The 17,811-nt window shown below is 62.9% G+C and carries 16 protein-coding genes; all 16 read right to left on the bottom strand.

What is annotated here, in order from left to right:
- Positions 1 to 42 precede the first annotated feature (42 nt).
- Positions 43 to 1,560, bottom strand: coding sequence for an amidophosphoribosyltransferase (gene purF / locus CHB88_RS19605; RefSeq protein WP_089401035.1), 1,518 nt, complete (start codon positions 1,558 to 1,560; stop codon positions 43 to 45).
- Positions 1,561 to 1,585: 25 nt separating this feature from the next.
- Positions 1,586 to 2,074: a CvpA family protein gene (locus CHB88_RS19600; RefSeq protein WP_089401034.1), complete on the bottom strand. Its 489-nt coding sequence runs from the start codon at positions 2,072 to 2,074 to the stop codon at positions 1,586 to 1,588.
- 11 nt (positions 2,075 to 2,085) lie between these two features.
- Positions 2,086 to 3,051, bottom strand: coding sequence for an SPOR domain-containing protein (locus CHB88_RS19595; RefSeq protein WP_089401033.1), 966 nt, complete (start codon positions 3,049 to 3,051; stop codon positions 2,086 to 2,088).
- A gap of 15 nt (positions 3,052 to 3,066) precedes the next feature.
- Positions 3,067 to 4,368: a bifunctional tetrahydrofolate synthase/dihydrofolate synthase gene (gene folC, locus CHB88_RS19590; RefSeq protein ID WP_089401032.1), complete on the bottom strand. Its 1,302-nt coding sequence runs from the start codon at positions 4,366 to 4,368 to the stop codon at positions 3,067 to 3,069.
- A gap of 94 nt (positions 4,369 to 4,462) precedes the next feature.
- The gene (gene accD, locus CHB88_RS19585) at positions 4,463 to 5,335 is read right to left on the bottom strand and encodes an acetyl-CoA carboxylase, carboxyltransferase subunit beta (RefSeq protein ID WP_089401031.1); all 873 of its coding nucleotides are present in this window, start codon (positions 5,333 to 5,335) and stop codon (positions 4,463 to 4,465) included.
- An 81-nt stretch (positions 5,336 to 5,416) separates the two neighbouring features.
- Entirely contained in the window at positions 5,417 to 6,229 is an 813-nt protein-coding gene (trpA, locus tag CHB88_RS19580) for a tryptophan synthase subunit alpha (RefSeq protein ID WP_089401116.1), read from the bottom strand.
- Positions 6,230 to 6,324: 95 nt separating this feature from the next.
- The gene (trpB, locus tag CHB88_RS19575; protein WP_089401030.1) at positions 6,325 to 7,593 is read right to left on the bottom strand and encodes a tryptophan synthase subunit beta; all 1,269 of its coding nucleotides are present in this window, start codon (positions 7,591 to 7,593) and stop codon (positions 6,325 to 6,327) included.
- A gap of 32 nt (positions 7,594 to 7,625) precedes the next feature.
- Complete coding sequence (locus CHB88_RS19570; protein WP_089401029.1) at positions 7,626 to 8,294, bottom strand: phosphoribosylanthranilate isomerase; 669 nt, start codon at positions 8,292 to 8,294, stop codon at positions 7,626 to 7,628.
- Between the two features lie 80 nt (positions 8,295 to 8,374).
- On the bottom strand, positions 8,375 to 9,196 hold the full coding sequence (gene truA / locus CHB88_RS19565) for a tRNA pseudouridine(38-40) synthase TruA (protein WP_176442563.1): 822 nt from the start codon (positions 9,194 to 9,196) through the stop codon (positions 8,375 to 8,377).
- A 79-nt stretch (positions 9,197 to 9,275) separates the two neighbouring features.
- Complete coding sequence (locus CHB88_RS19560; protein WP_089401028.1) at positions 9,276 to 12,077, bottom strand: motility hub landmark protein FimV; 2,802 nt, start codon at positions 12,075 to 12,077, stop codon at positions 9,276 to 9,278.
- Between the two features lie 244 nt (positions 12,078 to 12,321).
- Complete coding sequence (gene asd, locus CHB88_RS19555; protein WP_089401027.1) at positions 12,322 to 13,461, bottom strand: aspartate-semialdehyde dehydrogenase; 1,140 nt, start codon at positions 13,459 to 13,461, stop codon at positions 12,322 to 12,324.
- 27 nt (positions 13,462 to 13,488) lie between these two features.
- On the bottom strand, positions 13,489 to 14,559 hold the full coding sequence (gene leuB / locus CHB88_RS19550) for a 3-isopropylmalate dehydrogenase (protein ID WP_089401026.1): 1,071 nt from the start codon (positions 14,557 to 14,559) through the stop codon (positions 13,489 to 13,491).
- A gap of 17 nt (positions 14,560 to 14,576) precedes the next feature.
- Complete coding sequence (gene leuD / locus CHB88_RS19545; protein ID WP_089401025.1) at positions 14,577 to 15,224, bottom strand: 3-isopropylmalate dehydratase small subunit; 648 nt, start codon at positions 15,222 to 15,224, stop codon at positions 14,577 to 14,579.
- A gap of 60 nt (positions 15,225 to 15,284) precedes the next feature.
- A complete protein-coding gene (locus tag CHB88_RS19540) occupies positions 15,285 to 15,416 on the bottom strand; it encodes an entericidin A/B family lipoprotein (protein ID WP_089401024.1) in 132 nt (43 codons plus the stop codon).
- A gap of 31 nt (positions 15,417 to 15,447) precedes the next feature.
- On the bottom strand, positions 15,448 to 16,851 hold the full coding sequence (leuC, locus tag CHB88_RS19535; RefSeq protein ID WP_089401114.1) for a 3-isopropylmalate dehydratase large subunit: 1,404 nt from the start codon (positions 16,849 to 16,851) through the stop codon (positions 15,448 to 15,450).
- Between the two features lie 154 nt (positions 16,852 to 17,005).
- The gene (locus CHB88_RS19530; protein ID WP_245845093.1) at positions 17,006 to 17,803 is read right to left on the bottom strand and encodes a M48 family metallopeptidase; all 798 of its coding nucleotides are present in this window, start codon (positions 17,801 to 17,803) and stop codon (positions 17,006 to 17,008) included.
- Between the last annotated feature and the right edge of the window lie 8 nt (positions 17,804 to 17,811).

Below are 17,811 nucleotides of genomic sequence, written 5' to 3'. Positions count from 1 at the left end.
GTTTTTGTTTGCAGGCCGGCACAACCGCCGGCTGGACGGACCTTAATCGACCCGCGCCAGATTCAGGTTGAGCTGAGTCTTGGTACCCTCTTCAATCTGCTGCTTGGGATGATTGCGGGCATATTCCAGGCGATCGAGGTAGTCACGGGATATGTCACCGGTGATGTAATTACCGTCGAAGCAGGAAGCCTCGAAATTGCGAAGCGCCGGGTTGACGTCGGAGATGGCACGTTTGAGCGCGTCGAGGTCCTGGTACACCAGGGCGTCGGCGGTGATCTCGCGGCAGACTTCCTCCTGGCTGCGGCCGTGGGCAATCAATTCATCGCGGGTCGGCATGTCGATGCCGTAGACGTTCGGGAACTGCACCGGCGGCGCCGCTGAAGCGAAGATCACGCGCTTGGCGCCGGATTCGCGCGCCATCTGCACGATCTCCCGGCTGGTGGTGCCGCGCACGATGGAATCGTCCACCAGCAGCACACTCTTGTCCTTGAACTCGGAACCGATCGCATTGAGCTTCTGGCGCACCGATTTCTTGCGCAGCGCCTGGCCGGGCATGATGAAGGTACGGCCGATGTAGCGATTCTTGATGAAGCCTTCGCGGTAGTTGAGGTTCAGCTTGTGCGCCAGCTCCATCGCCGCCGGACGGGAGGAGTCGGGGATCGGCATCACCACGTCGATGGCGCCGCTGCTGATCTCGCGGTGGATCTTTTCGGCCAGGTATTCGCCCATCTTCAGGCGGGAATGGTAGACCGAGGCGCCGTCGATGACCGAATCCGGGCGGGCGAGGTAGACGAACTCGAAGGCGCAGGGATTGAGCACCGGATTGTCGGCGCACTGCTGGTTATACAGGTTGCCGTCCATGTCGATGAAGATGGCTTCGCCCGGCATCACGTCGCGCAGGAAGCGGAAGCCCAGGCCTTCCAGGGCTACCGATTCGCTGGCCACGATGTACTCCGGACCGGCTTCGCCTTCATTGAAGCCGATGCACAGCGGGCGGATGCCGAACGGGTCGCGGAAGGCCAGCAGACCGTAGCCGGCGATCTGCGAGACCACGGCGTAGGAACCGCGCACGCGGCGATGCAGGGCGGAAACCGCCTTGAACAGCGCCGACGGGTCGAGCGAGTAGCCGGTCGTCGCCAGCTGGATCTCGTGCGCCAGCACGTTCAGCAGCACTTCGGAATCGGAGGCGGTGTTGATGTGGCGGCGATCGTTCTTGAACAGTTCGATCTTCAGCTGTTCCCAGTTGGTCAGGTTGCCGTTGTGCGCGAGGATGATGCCGAATGGCGCATTGACGTAGAACGGTTGCGCTTCTTCCTCGCTGGACGAGCCGGCGGTCGGATAGCGCACCTGGCCGATGCCGGCATTTCCCGGCAGCGAGCGCATGTTACGGGTACGGAACACGTCGCGCACCAAGCCGTTGGCCTTGTACATGCTGAAGGTATTGCCGTGGTTGGTTGCAATGCCTGCCGCATCCTGGCCGCGATGCTGCAGCAGCAGCAGCGCATCATAGATGAGCTGGTTGACGGGGCTATGGGAAACGACGCCTACAATGCCACACATGGTGGACTCCTCGACTAGAACAAGTTCAAAACTCTATATGCCGGGCGATATCGCCCGGCAGGAAAGGCATCACGGTGCGCGCGGCGGTTTCCGCCAGCGGGCTCAGCACGGCGTCCCGCCAGAAAGCCTGCTGCGGAATGGCCGTCATCCCGCACAGCAGCACTGCCGCCAGCACCAGCAGCAGCCCGCGCGCAAGGCCGAACAATCCACCCAGCCCGCGGTCAGCAACACTGAGGCCGGCGGCTTTGACCAGAGCTTCCAGCGCCGCGCCGAGCAGCGCCATCAGGATGCGTACACCGATGAAAAGCGCGATGAAGGCTACGATCAGGCGAACGGTGGCGCCGGGAATCATGGTGGGCAGCAGCACCCCCAGTTCTTCGCTGTAGGCGTTGGCAACGATGAAAGAAACGATCCATCCCAGCAGCGACACCACTTCCTTGATCAATCCGCGCAGGGTGCTGATGATGACGGACGCGGCCAGCACGAAAACAACCAGATAATCAAATAGCGTCACAGTTCAGGAAATCAAGCCGGCAGCAGGCTGCCGTTCAATCCAAGCTTGTTGAGCTTCTGCTTGACCTTGTCTGCCTCTTCCTTGCTGCCGAATGGACCGACCCGCACGCGTATGCGCTCGCCGCCATCGGTGCTGACCTTCTCTGTATAGGACTTGATGCCGGCATCCTTCAGCTTGCCCTGCACTTCGCTCGCCTTGTCCCTGGAGGCCAATGCAGCTACCTGGATCACGAAATTCCCGGGTTTCCTGTCGGTAGCATGCTTAGGATCGTTCTTGCCCTCCAAAAGTGCCACGGCGCGTGCGGAATCCTGCGGTTTTTCGGCCTTTTTTGCATTGGCATCGATGCTTGATTTGGCGACATCGCCGGATTTTGCCGCAACGGCGGATTCAGGCTTGGCGACTGTTGCCGGCTTGGCAGCATGTTCGGCATGCTTTTCCGGCTCGTCTGCCGGCTTGGCGGCTGCCTTGGTCTTTTCGCTCGCAGCATGCGGCTCGGCGGACTTGGCTGGCGACGGCGATGCCTGCTTGGATGCCGCAACCGGCGGCATTGATGGCGGCTCCACCACTTCTTCCTTTGGATCCAGCGCTGCCGTCTGCGGCACGGTGCTGGACACATCGGCTTGGGAAGTCGTCGGCGAGGACGATTTCGGCTGCGGCGCCGGCTGTGCAGCGGGCTTGTCTTTGGAGGGAATCTGTACCGCGATGTCGTCCGACAGCGGCTTCGGTTCGGAATCGAGAATCATCGGCAGGCCGATGATGGCGGCCAGCACCAGCGCCACCGCGCCGATCAGTCGCCGCCGCGCCCGCTTCTTCTCCGGCAGAACCGGATCGAGCGGTGCGTCGGACTTATCGCTGGACTTGCGGCGGGAACGGCTGCGGTTGGGTGTGGCGGAAGCCGCCTCGCTGCGCGAGACATACTTGCTTTCTGTGGAAGCGGCTTCCTGCTTGTTCTTGCGGAGAAACGATAACAAGCTCATGCGGTAAGGGAGTCTTCAGGATTGGCCGGATCTGCGGGCTTGCATGACACCGGCTACCGTCAGGAAAGATCCGAAAACCGCAATTCTATCATTCTCTCCAGCACGGCTCAGTGCATTCGCATAGGCGTCAGCCGGGGAAGAAAAGGTTGTTATCGACTTTTCACTGCCTTGGGTATCGCTGGCAACCACGCCCGCCGCCTGGAGTTGCGCGCGGATCGATTCAGCACTGGCGGCGCGCGGCAAGGGCAGGTCGGTCAGGCACCAGTGGTCCACCCTGTCCTTCATCTGGGCGATGACGCCGGAAATGTCCTTGTCCTGCATGGCGCCGAATACCGCATAGGTATAGGGATAGAAGCCCATGTTGTCGATGTTCTGCGCCAGGGTCGCCGCCGCATGCGGGTTGTGCGCCACATCCAGGATGACGGCCGGCCGGCCCGGCAGCACCTGGAAGCGTCCCGGCAGGTCCACCAGCACGAGGCCGTTGCGAACTTCCTGGGCGCCTATCGGCAGGCGGTCGCGCAGCGCTTCGAGCGCGGCCAGCGCAGCGCAGGCATTGAGCAACTGGTTTGCGCCGCGCAAGGCGGGATACCCGAGGGAATTGCGGCGCTGGCTGCGGCCGCCGTAGTTCCATTGCTGCTTGTCGCCGGAATAATTGAAGTCGCGCCCGAACAGCCAGAGATCGGCGCTAATGGCCTCGGCATGCTGCACCAGGGTGGACGGCGGCACCGGGTCGCCGCAGATCGCGGTTCTGCCCGGGCGAAAGATGCCGGCCTTCTCGAAACCGATCTTTTCCCGGGTATCGCCGAGATAATCCATGTGATCGAGATCGACGCTGGTGACGATGGCGACATCGGCATCGATGATATTGACCGCATCCAGCCGGCCGCCGAGGCCGACTTCCAGGATCACCGCGTCGCGGCCCGACTGCGCAAACAGGCGCAGGATGGCCAGGGTGGTGAATTCGAAATAGGTCAGCGACACCTCGCCCCGCGCTGCCTCCACCGCTTCGAATTGGGCGACCAGCGCGGCGTCATCCACCGGCTCGCCATCCAGCCTGGCGCGCTCGTTGAAGTCAATCAGGTGCGGAGAGGTATAGAGCCCGACGCGATAGCCGGCTTGCAGCAGGATGCTCTCCAGCATGGCGCAGGTGGATCCCTTGCCGTTGGTGCCGCCGACGGTGATCACGGGACAGTCGAACCGGATGCCGAGGCGGTCCTTCACTGCCCTCACCCGCTCCAGTCCGAGTTCGATCGCCTTCGGATGCAGGGTTTCCAGGTGGGCCAGCCATTCACTCAGGCTGCGGGCGGATGTCGTCATGATGTATCGCTTGTCGAATGCCGCTCAAGCAGCGGCTGAAAATGAAAAAAGCCCGGCTGAATCTCAGTCCGGGCTGCGTCGGTGCGTCCGCGTATCAGGCCAGGACTTCCGCCGGCTGGTTTTGCAGCAGCGCCAGCAGGCGGGCGATCTCCTCGCGCATCTTGCGCCGGTCGACGATCATGTCGACGGCACCCTTCTGCACCAGGAACTCGGCACGCTGGAAACCTTCCGGCAGCTTTTCCCGCACGGTGTTTTCGATCACGCGCGGACCGGCGAAGCCGATCAGCGCCTTCGGTTCGGCGATCACCACGTCGCCCATGAAGGCGAAAGAGGCCGACACGCCGCCCATGGTCGGATCGGTCAGCACCGAGATGAAGGGCAGCTTCTTTTCCGACAGCTTGGTCAGCATGGCGGTGGTCTTCGCCATCTGCATCAGCGACAGCAGGCCTTCCTGCATGCGCGCGCCGCCGGTGGCGGTGATGCAGATGAACGGCACCTTCTGCTCCAGCGCGGCCTGCGCGCCGCGCACGAAGCGCTCGCCGACCACCGAACCCATGGAGCCGCCCATGAACTCGAATTCGAAGCAGGCCACCACCACCGGCAGGGTCATGATGGCGCCGCCCATGACCACCAGCGCATCGGTCTCGCCGGTGCCTTCCATTGCATCCTTCAGGCGGTCCGGGTATTTCTTGCTGTCCTTGAATTTCAGTGAATCGACCGGCAAGGCTTCTTGGCCGATCTCATAGCGGCCGCCTGCGTCCAGCAGCGCGTCGAGGCGCTCGCGGGCGCGAATGCGCATGTGGTGATCGCATTTCGGGCAGACATGGATGTTGGATTCGAGGTCGGTGCGGTACAGCACCGCTTCGCATGACGGGCACTTGACCCACAGGCCTTCCGGCACGGATTTGCGATTGGACGATCCGGTGCGCTGGATGCGCGGGGGTAACAGTTTTTCAAGCCAACTCATGGATACCTCGTTTCAGTTTTTTGCCTGCGGATTGTACCCTTTGCCGTTAACCCGCGCCAACTCCTCTATTGCCCGCTGGCATCAAGCCGCGACGACTTCCTCGTCAAGCGCGGTGCGAATGCCTCCAATGAAAGTCTTTACCGCCTGCGCCGCCTGATCCCGCGGCGTGTTCTCCAGTTCCTGGATGATGCGGCTGCCGATGACCACGGCATCCGACACCGAGGCAATCGCCTTGGCCGTGGCCGCGTCGCGAATGCCGAAGCCTACGCCGACCGGCACGTTCACATGCCGCCGGATGCGCGGGATCATGCTGCCGACTGCTTCCAGATCGAGGTGGCCGGAACCGGTCACCCCCTTGAGCGAGACGTAATACACATAGCCGCTGGCAATTTTTCCGACCTGCTCGATGCGCTCGTCGGTTGAGGTCGGGGCCAGCAGGAAGATGATGTCCATGCCGCTCGCCTTGAGCGCGGCAGCGAAGTCCTCGCATTCCTCCGGCGGATAGTCCACCACCAGCACGCCGTCGACGCCAGCCTCGGCAGCGGCGGCGATAAAAGCTTGCTGGCCCATGTGCTCGATCGGATTGGCATAACCCATGAGCACCACCGGCGTGGCGTTATCGCGTTGGCGGAACTCACGCACGAAACCCAGCACCTGCTTCATTCCGACACCGTTGACGAGCGCTCGTTCGGAAGCGCGCTGGATCACCGGCCCATCCGCCATGGGATCGGAAAAAGGCACCCCGAGTTCGATGATGTCGGCGCCGCCCTCGACCAGCGCATGCATGAGGGAAACGGTAAGGTCCGGGGCGGGATCGCCGGCGGTGATGAATGGGATCAGGCCTTTGCGGCGCTGCTCGGCGAGCTTGGAGAGAGTGGGCTGAATACGTGACATGGTTTTGTTCGAATGATGGCGCGCAGGAGCGCAGAAGCTGTGGTTCATCGCGGCTCCGCCCGCCTTTCAGCAAGGGTCGGAGCCGTCGGTCGGATTCAGATCTTGCGCTTCATGCGCTCGGCGACGGTATGCATATCCTTGTCACCCCGGCCAGAAAGATTGACGAGGATGGTCTTGTCCTTCGGCAGCGTGGCCGCCAGCTTGACCGCGTGGGCGATCGCATGGCTGGACTCCAGCGCCGGGATGATGCCCTCGATGCGGCAGCAGTTGTGGAAGGCTTCCAGCGCTTCGTCGTCCGTGACCGACACATACTCCGCCCGGCGCGAATCCTTCAGCCAGGCATGTTCCGGGCCGACCCCAGGATAATCAAGGCCGGCCGAGACTGAATGCGTCTCGATGATCTGCCCGTTCTGGTCCTGCAGGAGATAAGTGCGATTTCCGTGCAGCACGCCCGGCGAGCCGGCGGTCAGCGAGGCGGAATGCTTGCCGCTATCCAGCCCTTCCCCGGCCGCCTCGACGCCGACCAGCCGCACCTCAGGATAGTTGATGTAGGGGTGGAAAATGCCCATCGCATTCGAACCGCCGCCGATGCAGGCCAGCACGTAATCCGGCTGGCGGCCGGTCAGCTCAGGCATCTGCTCCAGGCACTCCTGGCCGATCACCGACTGGAAGTCCCGCACCATCATCGGGTAGGGATGCGGGCCGGCGACGGTGCCGATGATGTAGAAGGTGTTCTCGACATTGGTGACCCAGTCGCGCATGGCTTCGTTGAGCGCATCCTTCAGGGTCTTGGAGCCGGACTCCACCGGCACCACGCGGGCGCCCAGCAGTTCCATGCGGTACACGTTCTGCAGCTGGCGCTTGGTATCCTCGCTGCCCATGTAGACCACGCATTCCAGGCCGAAGCGGGCGCAGATGGTCGCCGTGGCCACGCCATGCTGGCCGGCGCCGGTCTCGGCGATGACGCGCGGCTTGCCCATGCGCTTGGCCAGCAGCGCCTGGCCGATGACATTGTTGATCTTGTGGGCGCCGGTATGGTTCAGGTCTTCGCGCTTGAAATAGATCTGCGCGCCGCCGGCCATCTCGGACCAGCGCTTTGCATGGTAAATCGGGCTGGGGCGACCGACGAAATGCTTCAGTTCGTTGTGAAATTCGGCGAGGAATTCCGGATCCTTGCTGAAATGCGCATAGGCTTCCTTCAGTTCGGTCAGCGCATGCGTCAGGGTCTCGGAGACGAAGGTGCCGCCGTAGGGGCCGAAATGCCCCCTCGCGTCCGGCAGATTGTAGTTCGCAGTCTGGTGGATGGCGGCAGTGGGCGCGGCCTGGCGCTCGGCGAATGCCGCAACGGGATCGAGTTCTTTCATGATGGATCTTTTCTGTCTGGTGCTTGGCAGTGCTAGACGACCGCCTGGTCTGCCCGGCGCACGGCGGCGATGAAATCGCGTATCCGGGCCGGATCCTTGATGCCCCTGGATGCTTCGACGCCGCTGCTGACGTCGACGGCATAGGGACGAACCGAAGCGATCGCTTCAGCGACGTTTTGCACGCTCAAGCCACCACTTAAAACGACCCGAGGCGCGAGCTCTTTTGGGATGAGGGACCAATCGAAGACCTTTCCACCGCCACCGTAGCCGTCCACGAAAGTATCGAGGATGAGGCCGGAAAAAAGCGGCGAAGACAAGCGGTATGCGGACTCGTATTCTAGCAAATCGGCGCCACTCATATCCGCCGTGATCCGCAGCGCGCGGGTGAACGGCCGCATGGCGGCCTGTGCAATCGTTGCGCATTGCTGCGGGGTTTCATCGCCGTGGAATTGCAATTGCGTCAACGGCACCTTGGCGCTGATGGCCAGCACCTCTTGCTCCGACGCATTGACGAACAGGCCCGCCACGCCGAGGTAAGGCGGCAACGCCGCCAGCAGACGCGCGGCGGCTTGCGGTTCGATGAAGCGCGGGCTCTTGGGATAGAAAACCAGTCCGATGGCGTCGGCACCGGCCCCGACGGCAGCCGAGATGTCTTCCGGGCGAGAAAGCCCGCAAATCTTGATTCTTGTGCGCTGGTTCATGTGATCACCGGGTGAGAGGCGCCATTATCGTCGATTTGTGCCGGCCTGACGCGGTAAGGCAGTCCGGGTCAGCCCTGCCCTCAACCAGCGGTCTCGTTCAACCCGAACAGCGGCAAGGCGTTGCCGGCTTCCTGCGGCAAGTTCCACTTGGGATCGTAAGTCACCCTTGCCAGATACAGGCCGTCCGGCATGAAAGTCGGCGCTGCGCGGCTGCGGTCGCGGCCCTCGAGTACAGATTGCAGCCAGGCGGGCTGCTGGTTGCCATTGCCAACGCAGATCAGGGAACCGACGATGTTGCGCACCATATGATGCAGGAAGGCACTGGCGCTGAGGGTAAAGACGAACATGCGGCCCTGTTGGGTGATGCGGATGTCATGCATGGTCTTGACCGGCGTCTTCGCCTGGCATTCGGCGGCGCGGAAGGCGGAAAAGTCATGCGTGCCGATCAGGCAGGCGGCGGCTTCGCGCATCGGCTCGAGCTGCAGCGGCCGAAACACCCAGCCGGCGCGGCCGGCCAGCAAGGGTGAGCGCACCGGCTCGTTGTACAACACATAGTGGTAAGTCCTGGCGGTAGCACTGAAGCGGGCATGAAATGCCGACTCGCCCTCGGCATTCAGCTCATGCGCCCAGCGCACCGCAATGGATGGCGGCAGGAAGGCATTCACCCCACGCACCCAGGAGAACAGGTCGCGGTCGAGGTCGGTATCGAAATGCACCACCTGTTCCAGTGCATGGACGCCGGCATCGGTGCGTCCGGCACAAGTCGTGGCGAGCGGCACCAGTGCAAATTTCTCCAGCGCCGCCTCCAGCCTGTCCTGCACCGTATCGCCCGAAGGCTGGGTCTGCCAGCCGCGCCAGGACAGCCCGTCGTACTGGACGCCGAGAACGATTCTTTTCACCATCTAACCACCGCCGGCTCGCCGATCAAAAAAGGAAACGGGCGCAATTTTACTTGCGCCCGTCGTTTTGCGTTTGACTGGATCAGGCCAGTTCGAGCAGCAGGGAACGTGCCCTTTCGCTCTGCTCCGCCGTGCCTCCCTTGATGACTTCGTCGAGCAGCTCGCGCGCGCCCTCCTTGTCGCCAATCTCATGATAGGCCAGCGCCAAGTCAAGCTTCGTCGCCATCTCCGCCGCGCTCGCCGCTTCCGGACTCGCGCCCGCGCCGGCGACATCGCCGCTCTTGCCGTCATCCAGTTCAAGACTGATGTCCGACAGGTCGAAATCGAGCGGTGTAGCGCTCAGTTCCGACTGGTCCGCATGGGTACCGGACGCCGCCGGCACTGCACCTTCTGCCTTGCCGGATTCCAGTTCGTCCATAAAGGATGCGATGTTGAAATCGGCACTTGCATCCTGGGTCGACTGGCTGGCGGGCAGATCCATGCCAGCGTCGGCCGGCTTCGTCGTTTCGCTGGTCGACTGGTCGAGGAAATCGAAATTGATTCCGGCGAGGTCGGCAGAGAGGTCAGGCGGCGGCAATTCCTTCTCCGCGGCCGCTTCCGGCGTCTTGGCACTGATGCCGTCAAGATCGAAATCCAGCATGTTGGAACCCAGATCGGAGACCGGCTGTTCCACTTCCTGTGCGGCTGGCTGCGGCGCCGGTTCGGCCTGCGCTTCGATCAAAGGCTCGTCGGCGATGAACGGCTCGGCCCTGGCGAAATCGGCCTCGGGCTGCTCGAAGGCCAACGGTTCATCAACAGCCAAATCTGCGGCCGGACGTGCCGGAGCCGGCTCATCCATCGCGAGAGGCTGGGTCGATGCGCCAAGATCCGCTGGAACCTCATCCGCTGCTGTGGCCGTCACGCCCTTGTCGGAGGCGTAAAGCGGATTGGCCGGATCGAGCGCCAGGCCGAGCGCCGCGGCGCTTGCCCAATCCTCGCCCTGCCCCTTGGTGCTGGCGTACAGCTCGCTCGCCACCACTTCGAAGGCACGCGCGTCCTTGCGGTTGGAATAGATTTCGAGCAGCTTCAGGCGCACGGCATTACGCTCGGGCTGGGTGCGCAGGGCCTCCTTGAGGATTTCCTCCGCCTGGGCGTCCCGGCCATAGGCGATGTAGACATCGGCTTCGGCGACAGGATCGACCTCATTGCTGTCGAGCTGGTTGGCCGTCGGCGAGAAGCTCGAGTTGAAGACGCTGTTGCTGGTGTCGATGCTCTGTCCGCCGGTGGTGCCGATGAGGGAGTTCGTCTTCAGACTGGACTCCGGCATGACGCTGTCGGCAAAATTTTTCTGCTGCTTGCTGCGGCGGGCGCGATAGATGCCAAGAGCACCGAGCAGCAGCAGGACAGCGCCGGCGCCGGGCAGCAATGGACTGCCGATGAGATCGTCCACCAGGCTCGGTTCCGGTGTGGGCGCCGGAACCAGGACCGCTTTCGGCTTGGCCGGCGCCGGGTTGGCCGCAGGCGCGCTGGCCGACGGCGCAGGTTCCGCGCTCGCCTTGCCCGCTTCGGTAGCCGCTTCCTTCGCGGGTGCCGGCGCTTCGGCGGCGGGCGCAACGGGCGCCGCCGGCGCAGTCGCCGGATTGGCCGGCTCGGCCGGTTTGGCGGCCACCTTCGGCTCTTCCGACTTCAGGCCAGCCTTATCCTGCTGTTCCGCCAGGCCCTTATTCTTCAACTCCAACAGTTTCTGAAGGTCGGAGACATTACGCTCCAGTTCCCGCATGCGCGCCTGAGCCTCGGCCAGCGCCTTGTCCTTGGCGATCTGGTCTTCCGCCGAAGGACCGACCGCCTTGCGATCCGAAGCATTGCCGGCATCAGCCTTGGAAAGCGTCAGCTTGTCCTTGGCTTGATTTGCCGGCGCGCCTGGCTCTTCGACTTTGGCGGTGATCTTGCCGGATACGCTTTGTCCCGATTCCGCCGTCTTGCGCGCCTCGGAGGCGGACACTTGCGATGCCAGCTTGCTGCGATAGGCATTGAAATCGGCTGACTGGGTCAGCACCACCTGCCGCGCTTCGCCTTGGTCGATCATGCGCACGTCTTCGGCGCCCGGCACCGTCAGGATGCGGCCGGCACGCAGCCGATTCATGTTTTCGCCGGCGAAGGCTTCGGGATTGGCCCGGTACAGCGCCACCAGCATCTGGTCGAGCGATACGCCGGCCGGCTTGACTTGACCCGCGATGCGCGCCAGGGAATCGCCGGATTTGACTTGGTATTCGCCGGCTGCGCCCTCTGTATTTGCAGCGATGCCAGCCTGGCCGCGCGGTTGCGCTGCCGGACGATTGGGAACAGGACGGGAGGGCGCTGCCGGGGAAGATGCGACCGGCTCGGCCTGACGCCGCGGCGCAGGAACAGCAGCAGCGGCCGGCATGTCCGACCTGGTCGCAGGGCTGACCTGTGCCGACTGAGTGGCCCGCAGTTCGGCGGGGTCGAGCAGGAAAGTGTATTCCCGGATCAGGCGGCCGCCAGGACCGGTCAGCTCCAGCAGCATGTCGACGAACGGCTCATTGATCGGCTGGGCGGAGCTTACCCGGATCGTTGCCTTTTCCCCCCGCTGATCGACGGCGAAACGCAGCGACAGCAGCGCGGCATTGAGTTCGACATTCGCCTGGCGGTAGGCTTCCGGCGAAGCCAGTTTGGCCACGAGCGCGCCAGCCTCTTCCTTGGAGACGGCGCTCACCTCGATTTCCGCTCTCAAAGGTTGGCCAAGCGCGGAGAGTACGGTGAGCTTGCCCAGCCCGGCGGCCGAAGCCTGCGACAGGACGAGTGTGGACAACACCGCAGCGCTAAGCGTCTTCAGACCGAGGAAAGCCATCTGGGAGCGGGTTCGACGAGAGTTTTTCAATGGCATGGAAGGATTCCGGATGCAAGTTCGGCGGATACTGTGTGCCGGGCCACTGTAACATTGTTTTGCGGAAGTTTCACCACGTCATCGGCAACTTTCGCACGTAAGTCGATGAATTCTCACGGTTTCTTGAGACCTTTGCATCGAAGCGCATGCCATAGGTCATTGGCATTTCGTTGCCACAGGACAACAAAAAGGCCTGAATGACAACATAGGGATGCTGTCGTTCAGGCCTTTATGAGTGAAAGCGTCAGTCTTCCAGCACGATGCGCAGCATGCGGCGCAGCGGTTCGGCCGCGCCCCACAGCAGCTGGTCGCCGACGGTAAAGGCTGACAAGTATTCGCCGCCCATCTGCATCTTGCGCAGACGGCCGACCGGGATGGTCAGGCTTCCGGTGGTGGCGGCCGGCGTCAGGTCCTTCATCGATGCTTCGCGGGTGTTCGGAACGACCTTCACCCACTGGTTGTTCTCGGCGATGATGCCTTCGATCTCATCCAGCGGAACGTCCTTGCGCAGCTTGATGGTCAGTGCCTGGGAATGGCAGCGCATGGCGCCGATGCGCACGCACAGGCCATCGACTGCAATCGCGGGCTCGGCGCCGGGACCGAAGCCTTCGCCGCGGCCGAGGATCTTGTTGGTCTCGGCGCCGCCCTTCCACTCTTCGCGCGACACGCCGTTGCCCAGATCCTTGTCGATCCAGGGAATCAGGTTGCCGCCGAGCGGCACGCCGAACTGCTTGGTTTCCTCGGCGGTCATGGAATGCTGCTTGGCCAGCACCTTGCGGTCGATTTCGAGGATGGCGGAAGCCGGATCGTCGAGCAGCGCCTTCACTTCGGCATTGATGCTGCCGAATTGAGTCAGCAGCTCGCGCATGTGCTGAGCGCCGCCGCCGGAAGCCGCCTGATAGGTCATGGAAGTCATCCACTCCACCAGGTCGTTTTGGAACAGGCCGCCGAGGCCCATCAACATGCAGGACACGGTGCAGTTGCCGCCGATGTAGTTCTTGACGCCGCGCTTGAGCGCCGACTTGATAACGTCGAGGTTGACCGGATCCAGCACGATGATGGCGTCATCCTTCATGCGCAGGGTAGAAGCGGCATCAATCCAGTAGCCGTTCCAGCCGGCAGCGCGCAGCTGCGGATAGATCTCGGTGGTGTAGTCGCCACCCTGGCAGGTCAGGATGATGTCGCACTTCTTCAGCTCGTCGATATTGCCCGCATCCTTGAGCGCGGTCTCGTTCTTGGCCATGGCCGGGGCCTTGCCGCCGGCATTGGACGTCGAAAAGAACACCGGCTCGATGTGGGCGAAATCGCCCTCTTCCTGCATGCGCTGCATCAGGACCGAACCCACCATGCCGCGCCAACCTACCAGACCAACTAGCTTCACCATTTTCTCCTTGGCTTAATTCAGATTCATTCAGGCCAATGCCTTGACCACCGCGTCACCCATTTCACGGGTGCCGACCTTGGTGGTGCCTTCTTCATAAATATCGGGCGTGCGCAGGCCCTGCGCCAGCACCTGCTTCACTGCGGCTTCGATGCGGTCGGCCTGCTCGGCCTTGTTCAACGAGTAGCGCAGCATCATCGCCGCCGACAGGATGGTCGCCAGCGGATTGGCGACGCCCTTGCCGGCGATGTCCGGCGCGGAGCCGTGCGACGGCTCGTACAGGCCCTTGTTGTTCGCATCCAGCGAGGCGGACGGCAGCATGCCGATGGAGCCGGTGAGCATCGCCGCTGCATCGGACAGGATGTCGCCGAACATGTTGCCGGTGACGATGACATCGAACTTCTTCGGCGCGCGTACCAGCTGCATGGCCGCATTGTCGACGTACATGTGGTCCAGCGCCACGTCCGGATAGTCCTTGGACACGTCGGTGACGATGTCCTTCCAGAACTGGAAAGTCTCCAGCACATTCGCCTTGTCGACGCTGGTCAGGCGCTTGCCGCGCTTGCGGGCGGCCTGGAACGCCACGTGGGCGATGCGACGGATTTCGGTCTCGGCATAGCGCATGGTATCGAAGCCTTCGCGCTCGCCCTTGAAGGCGCCGTCCGGCGCGGTGCGCACGCCGCGCGGCTGGCCGAAATAGATGTCGCCGGTCAGTTCGCGGATGATCAGGATGTCCAGACCGGAAACCACTTCCGGCTTCAGCGTGGAAGCGCCGGCCAATTCGGGATACAGGATGGCGGGACGCAGATTGGCAAACAGGTTCAGGTTCTTGCGCAGACCGAGAATCGCCTGCTCCGGACGCAGCGGCCGGTCCAGCGTGTCGTATTTCCAGTCGCCGACCGCGCCGAACAGCACCGCATCCGCTTCCTTGGCCAGCTTCAGCGTGCCTTCCGGCAGCGGGTGGCCGTGCGCCTCGTAGCCGGCGCCTCCGACCGGCGCGGTTTCCATTTCAAACTTCTCATCGAGGGTATTGAGTACGCGAACTGCCTGCTCGATGATTTCAGGGCCAATGCCGTCGCCGGGGAGAATTGCGATCTTCATTATCGTTCTTATGCGCGTCAGATGGTATTGGCCAGCCAGGGCTGGCTGGAGAGATGGCGTTCTTCATAAGCGCGGATCACGTCGGCATGGCGCAGGGTCAGGCCGATGTCGTCCAGGCCGTTGAGCAGGCAATACTTTCGGAACTGATCGATCTCGAAAGGATAGACCGCGCTGCCGTTCATGTTGCCGACGGTTTGCTTCTCCAGGTCGATTACCAGGCGATAGCCGGGGAAAGCCTTGACTTCATTGAACAGGTGGTCGACCTGCGACTCGGTGAGCGCGATCGGCAGCAGGCCGTTCTTGAAGCAGTTGTTGAAGAAGATGTCGGCGAAGCTCGGCGCGATCACGGCGCGGAAGCCGAACTGCTGCAGTGCCCACGGCGCATGCTCGCGCGAAGAGCCGCAACCGAAGTTCTTGCGGGTGAGCAGGATGGAAGCGCCCTGGTAGCGCGGCTGGTTGAGCACGAAGTCCGGGTTGACCGGACGCTTCGCATTGTCCATGCCGGGTTCGCCATGATCGAGGTAACGCCATTCATCGAACAGGTTCTCGCCGAAACCGGTGCGCTTGATCGACTTCAGGAATTGCTTCGGGATGATGGCGTCGGTGTCGACGTTGGGGCGATCCAGCGGAGCGACCAGTCCATCGTGTACGGTAAATTTGTCCATGCTTGTTCTCTCGGCTGTCGGCGGGCGCGCTTGTCGGCTGGCTGCCCGCCGTATCTGAACTTACTTCTTGGCGGCGTTCTCGACCGCCTCGCCCATGCGTTTCACATCCTTGCCCATGCCCTGCATGGTGTTGCAGCCGACCATCAGGACGGCGATGCAGGCGGACAGCAACAGCAGCAAAGTCTTTTTCATTGTTATGACTCCCTGTGTGAAGCGCGGAGGCTCAGCGCACGCCGCGCACGTCGACGAAATGGCCGGCGATGCCCGCCGCTGCTGCCATGGCAGGCGACACCAGATGGGTGCGGCCGCCCTGGCCCTGGCGGCCTTCGAAATTGCGGTTCGAGGTGGAGGCGCAGCGCTCGCCCGGCTCCAGGCGGTCGGCGTTCATTGCCAGGCACATGGAGCAGCCCGGCTCGCGCCATTCGAAGCCGGCTTCCTTGAAGATCTTGTCCAGGCCTTCGCGCTCGGCCTGCTCCTTCACCAGGCCGGAACCCGGCACCACCATCGCCAGCTTGACGTTGGAGGCGCGCTGCTTGCCGCGCACGACAGCCGCGGCGGCGCGCAGGTCCTCGATGCGGGAATTGGTGCAGGAGCCGATGAAGACCTTGTCGATGCGGATGTCGGACATGGCGGTATTGGGCTTCAGGCCCATGTAGACCAGCGCCTTTTCCATGGCGTCGCGCTTGACCGGATCTTTTTCCTTGTCGGGATCAGGCACGCGGTCATCCACCGGCACCACCATCTCGGGCGAGGTGCCCCAGGTGACTTGCGGCTTGATTTCGGCGGCATTCAGGGTCACCACCAGGTCGAACTTCGCGCCCGGGTCGGAGTGCAGGGTACGCCAGTAGTCGACCGCGCGATCCCAGTGCGGACCGACCGGCGAAAGTGGACGGCCCTTGACGTAGTTGATGGTGATCTCATCGACCGCCACCATGCCGGCACGGGCGCCGGCTTCGATCGCCATATTGCAGACGGTCATGCGGCCTTCCATCGACAGCGAGCGGATGGCCGAGCCGGCGAACTCGATGGCGTAGCCGGTGCCGCCGGCGGTGCCGATCTTGCCGATGATCGCCAGCACGATGTCCTTGGCGGTGACGCCGAAGGGCAGCTCGCCATCGACCTGGATCAGCATGGCCTTGGACTTCTTGGCCAGCAGGGTCTGGGTGGCCAGCACGTGCTCGACTTCCGAGGTGCCGATGCCGTGCGCCAGGCAGCCGAAGGCGCCGTGGGTGGAGGTGTGGGAGTCGCCGCACACCACCGTCATGCCTGGCAGCGTCGCGCCCTGCTCCGGCCCGATCACGTGCACGATGCCCTGGCGCTTGTCGCGCATGCTGAAGTAGGTCAGCTTGTGTTCCTTGGCATTGGCGTCCAGGGTTTCCACCTGCAGGCGCGACACCGGATCGGCGATGCCTTCGTCACGGTTGGTGGTCGGCACGTTGTGGTCCGCCACCGCCAGGTTCGCCGACACGCGCCACGGCTTGCGGCCGGCCAGCTTCAGGCCTTCGAAAGCTTGCGGGCTGGTGACTTCATGCACCAGATGACGGTCGATGTACAGGATGGCGGTGCCGTCCGGCTCGGTATGGACGACGTGCGATTCCCAGAGTTTGTCGTAAAGAGTCTTGGCCATGGTCAACGGTAGGAGTGAGGCGAATCAAGATGAATAACTCTTGATTATGCCATAGCGGGCCAGTCGCTTATCGACACGCGAACGATTTTATGCAATGAAAAACGCCCTCCGAACAGAGGGCGGGCGTTTTCGATTATGGAAATGACAACCAACCTCAGCGCCGGCTTCTGGCCTGCTCGTAAAGCGGCATGACTCGCTGGGAATACACCGTCAGGTCGTTCAAGCGATCTTCACGGGAGGGATGGGTGGACAGGAATTTCGGCGCTTCGCCTCCGCCGGCCTGGGCCATTTTCTGCCACAGGGTGATGGCTGCCCGCGGATCATAGCCGGCGCGGGCGGCCAGTTCGATCCCGACCCGGTCGGCCTCGGTTTCATGAGCGCGGGAATTCGGCAGGCCGAGCAAGCCCATGTAGGCAAATTCGGCACCCTTCTGCCCCAGTTCGCCAAGGCCCAGCAGGGCCGAGCCGACAGTGATCACGCTATTGGCCACCATCTGCTGCGAAGCCCGCTCCCGGGCATGCTCCCGCAGCGCATGCGCGATTTCATGGCCCATCACCGCCGCCAGTTCATCGTCGGTGACGCGCAACTTCTCGATCAAGCCGGTGTAGACAGCCATTTTCCCACCCGGCATGCACCAGGCGTTGACTTCGGCCGAACTCAGCACATTGGTTTCCCAAGCCCATTTCACCGCGTCAGGGCGGAAATTCACCGCTTGCGGGATGAGGCGATTGACCACCGCCCTCACCCGCTCCACCTGGGTCGGGTTGCGGTTCAACACGCCCTGCTGGCCTGCCTTGGCGATCAGCTGTCCATACTCCTGGCGTGCCGCGTTCTCGATTTCCGCCGCCGGCACCATCATGCGCTGGCTGCGGTCGACACCGACTGTGCCGGCCTGGGTCGTTTGCACCGTCTCGCAAGCAGACAAGGAGGCTGCCGTCAGCAGGCACAACATGGACTTCT

This window comes from Noviherbaspirillum humi (assembly GCF_900188095.1).
GTDB classification, from domain to species: domain Bacteria; phylum Pseudomonadota; class Gammaproteobacteria; order Burkholderiales; family Burkholderiaceae_D; genus Noviherbaspirillum; species Noviherbaspirillum humi.
The sequence above is the reverse complement of the archived record's forward strand: the minus strand, read 5'-3'. Positions and strand labels throughout refer to the sequence as shown.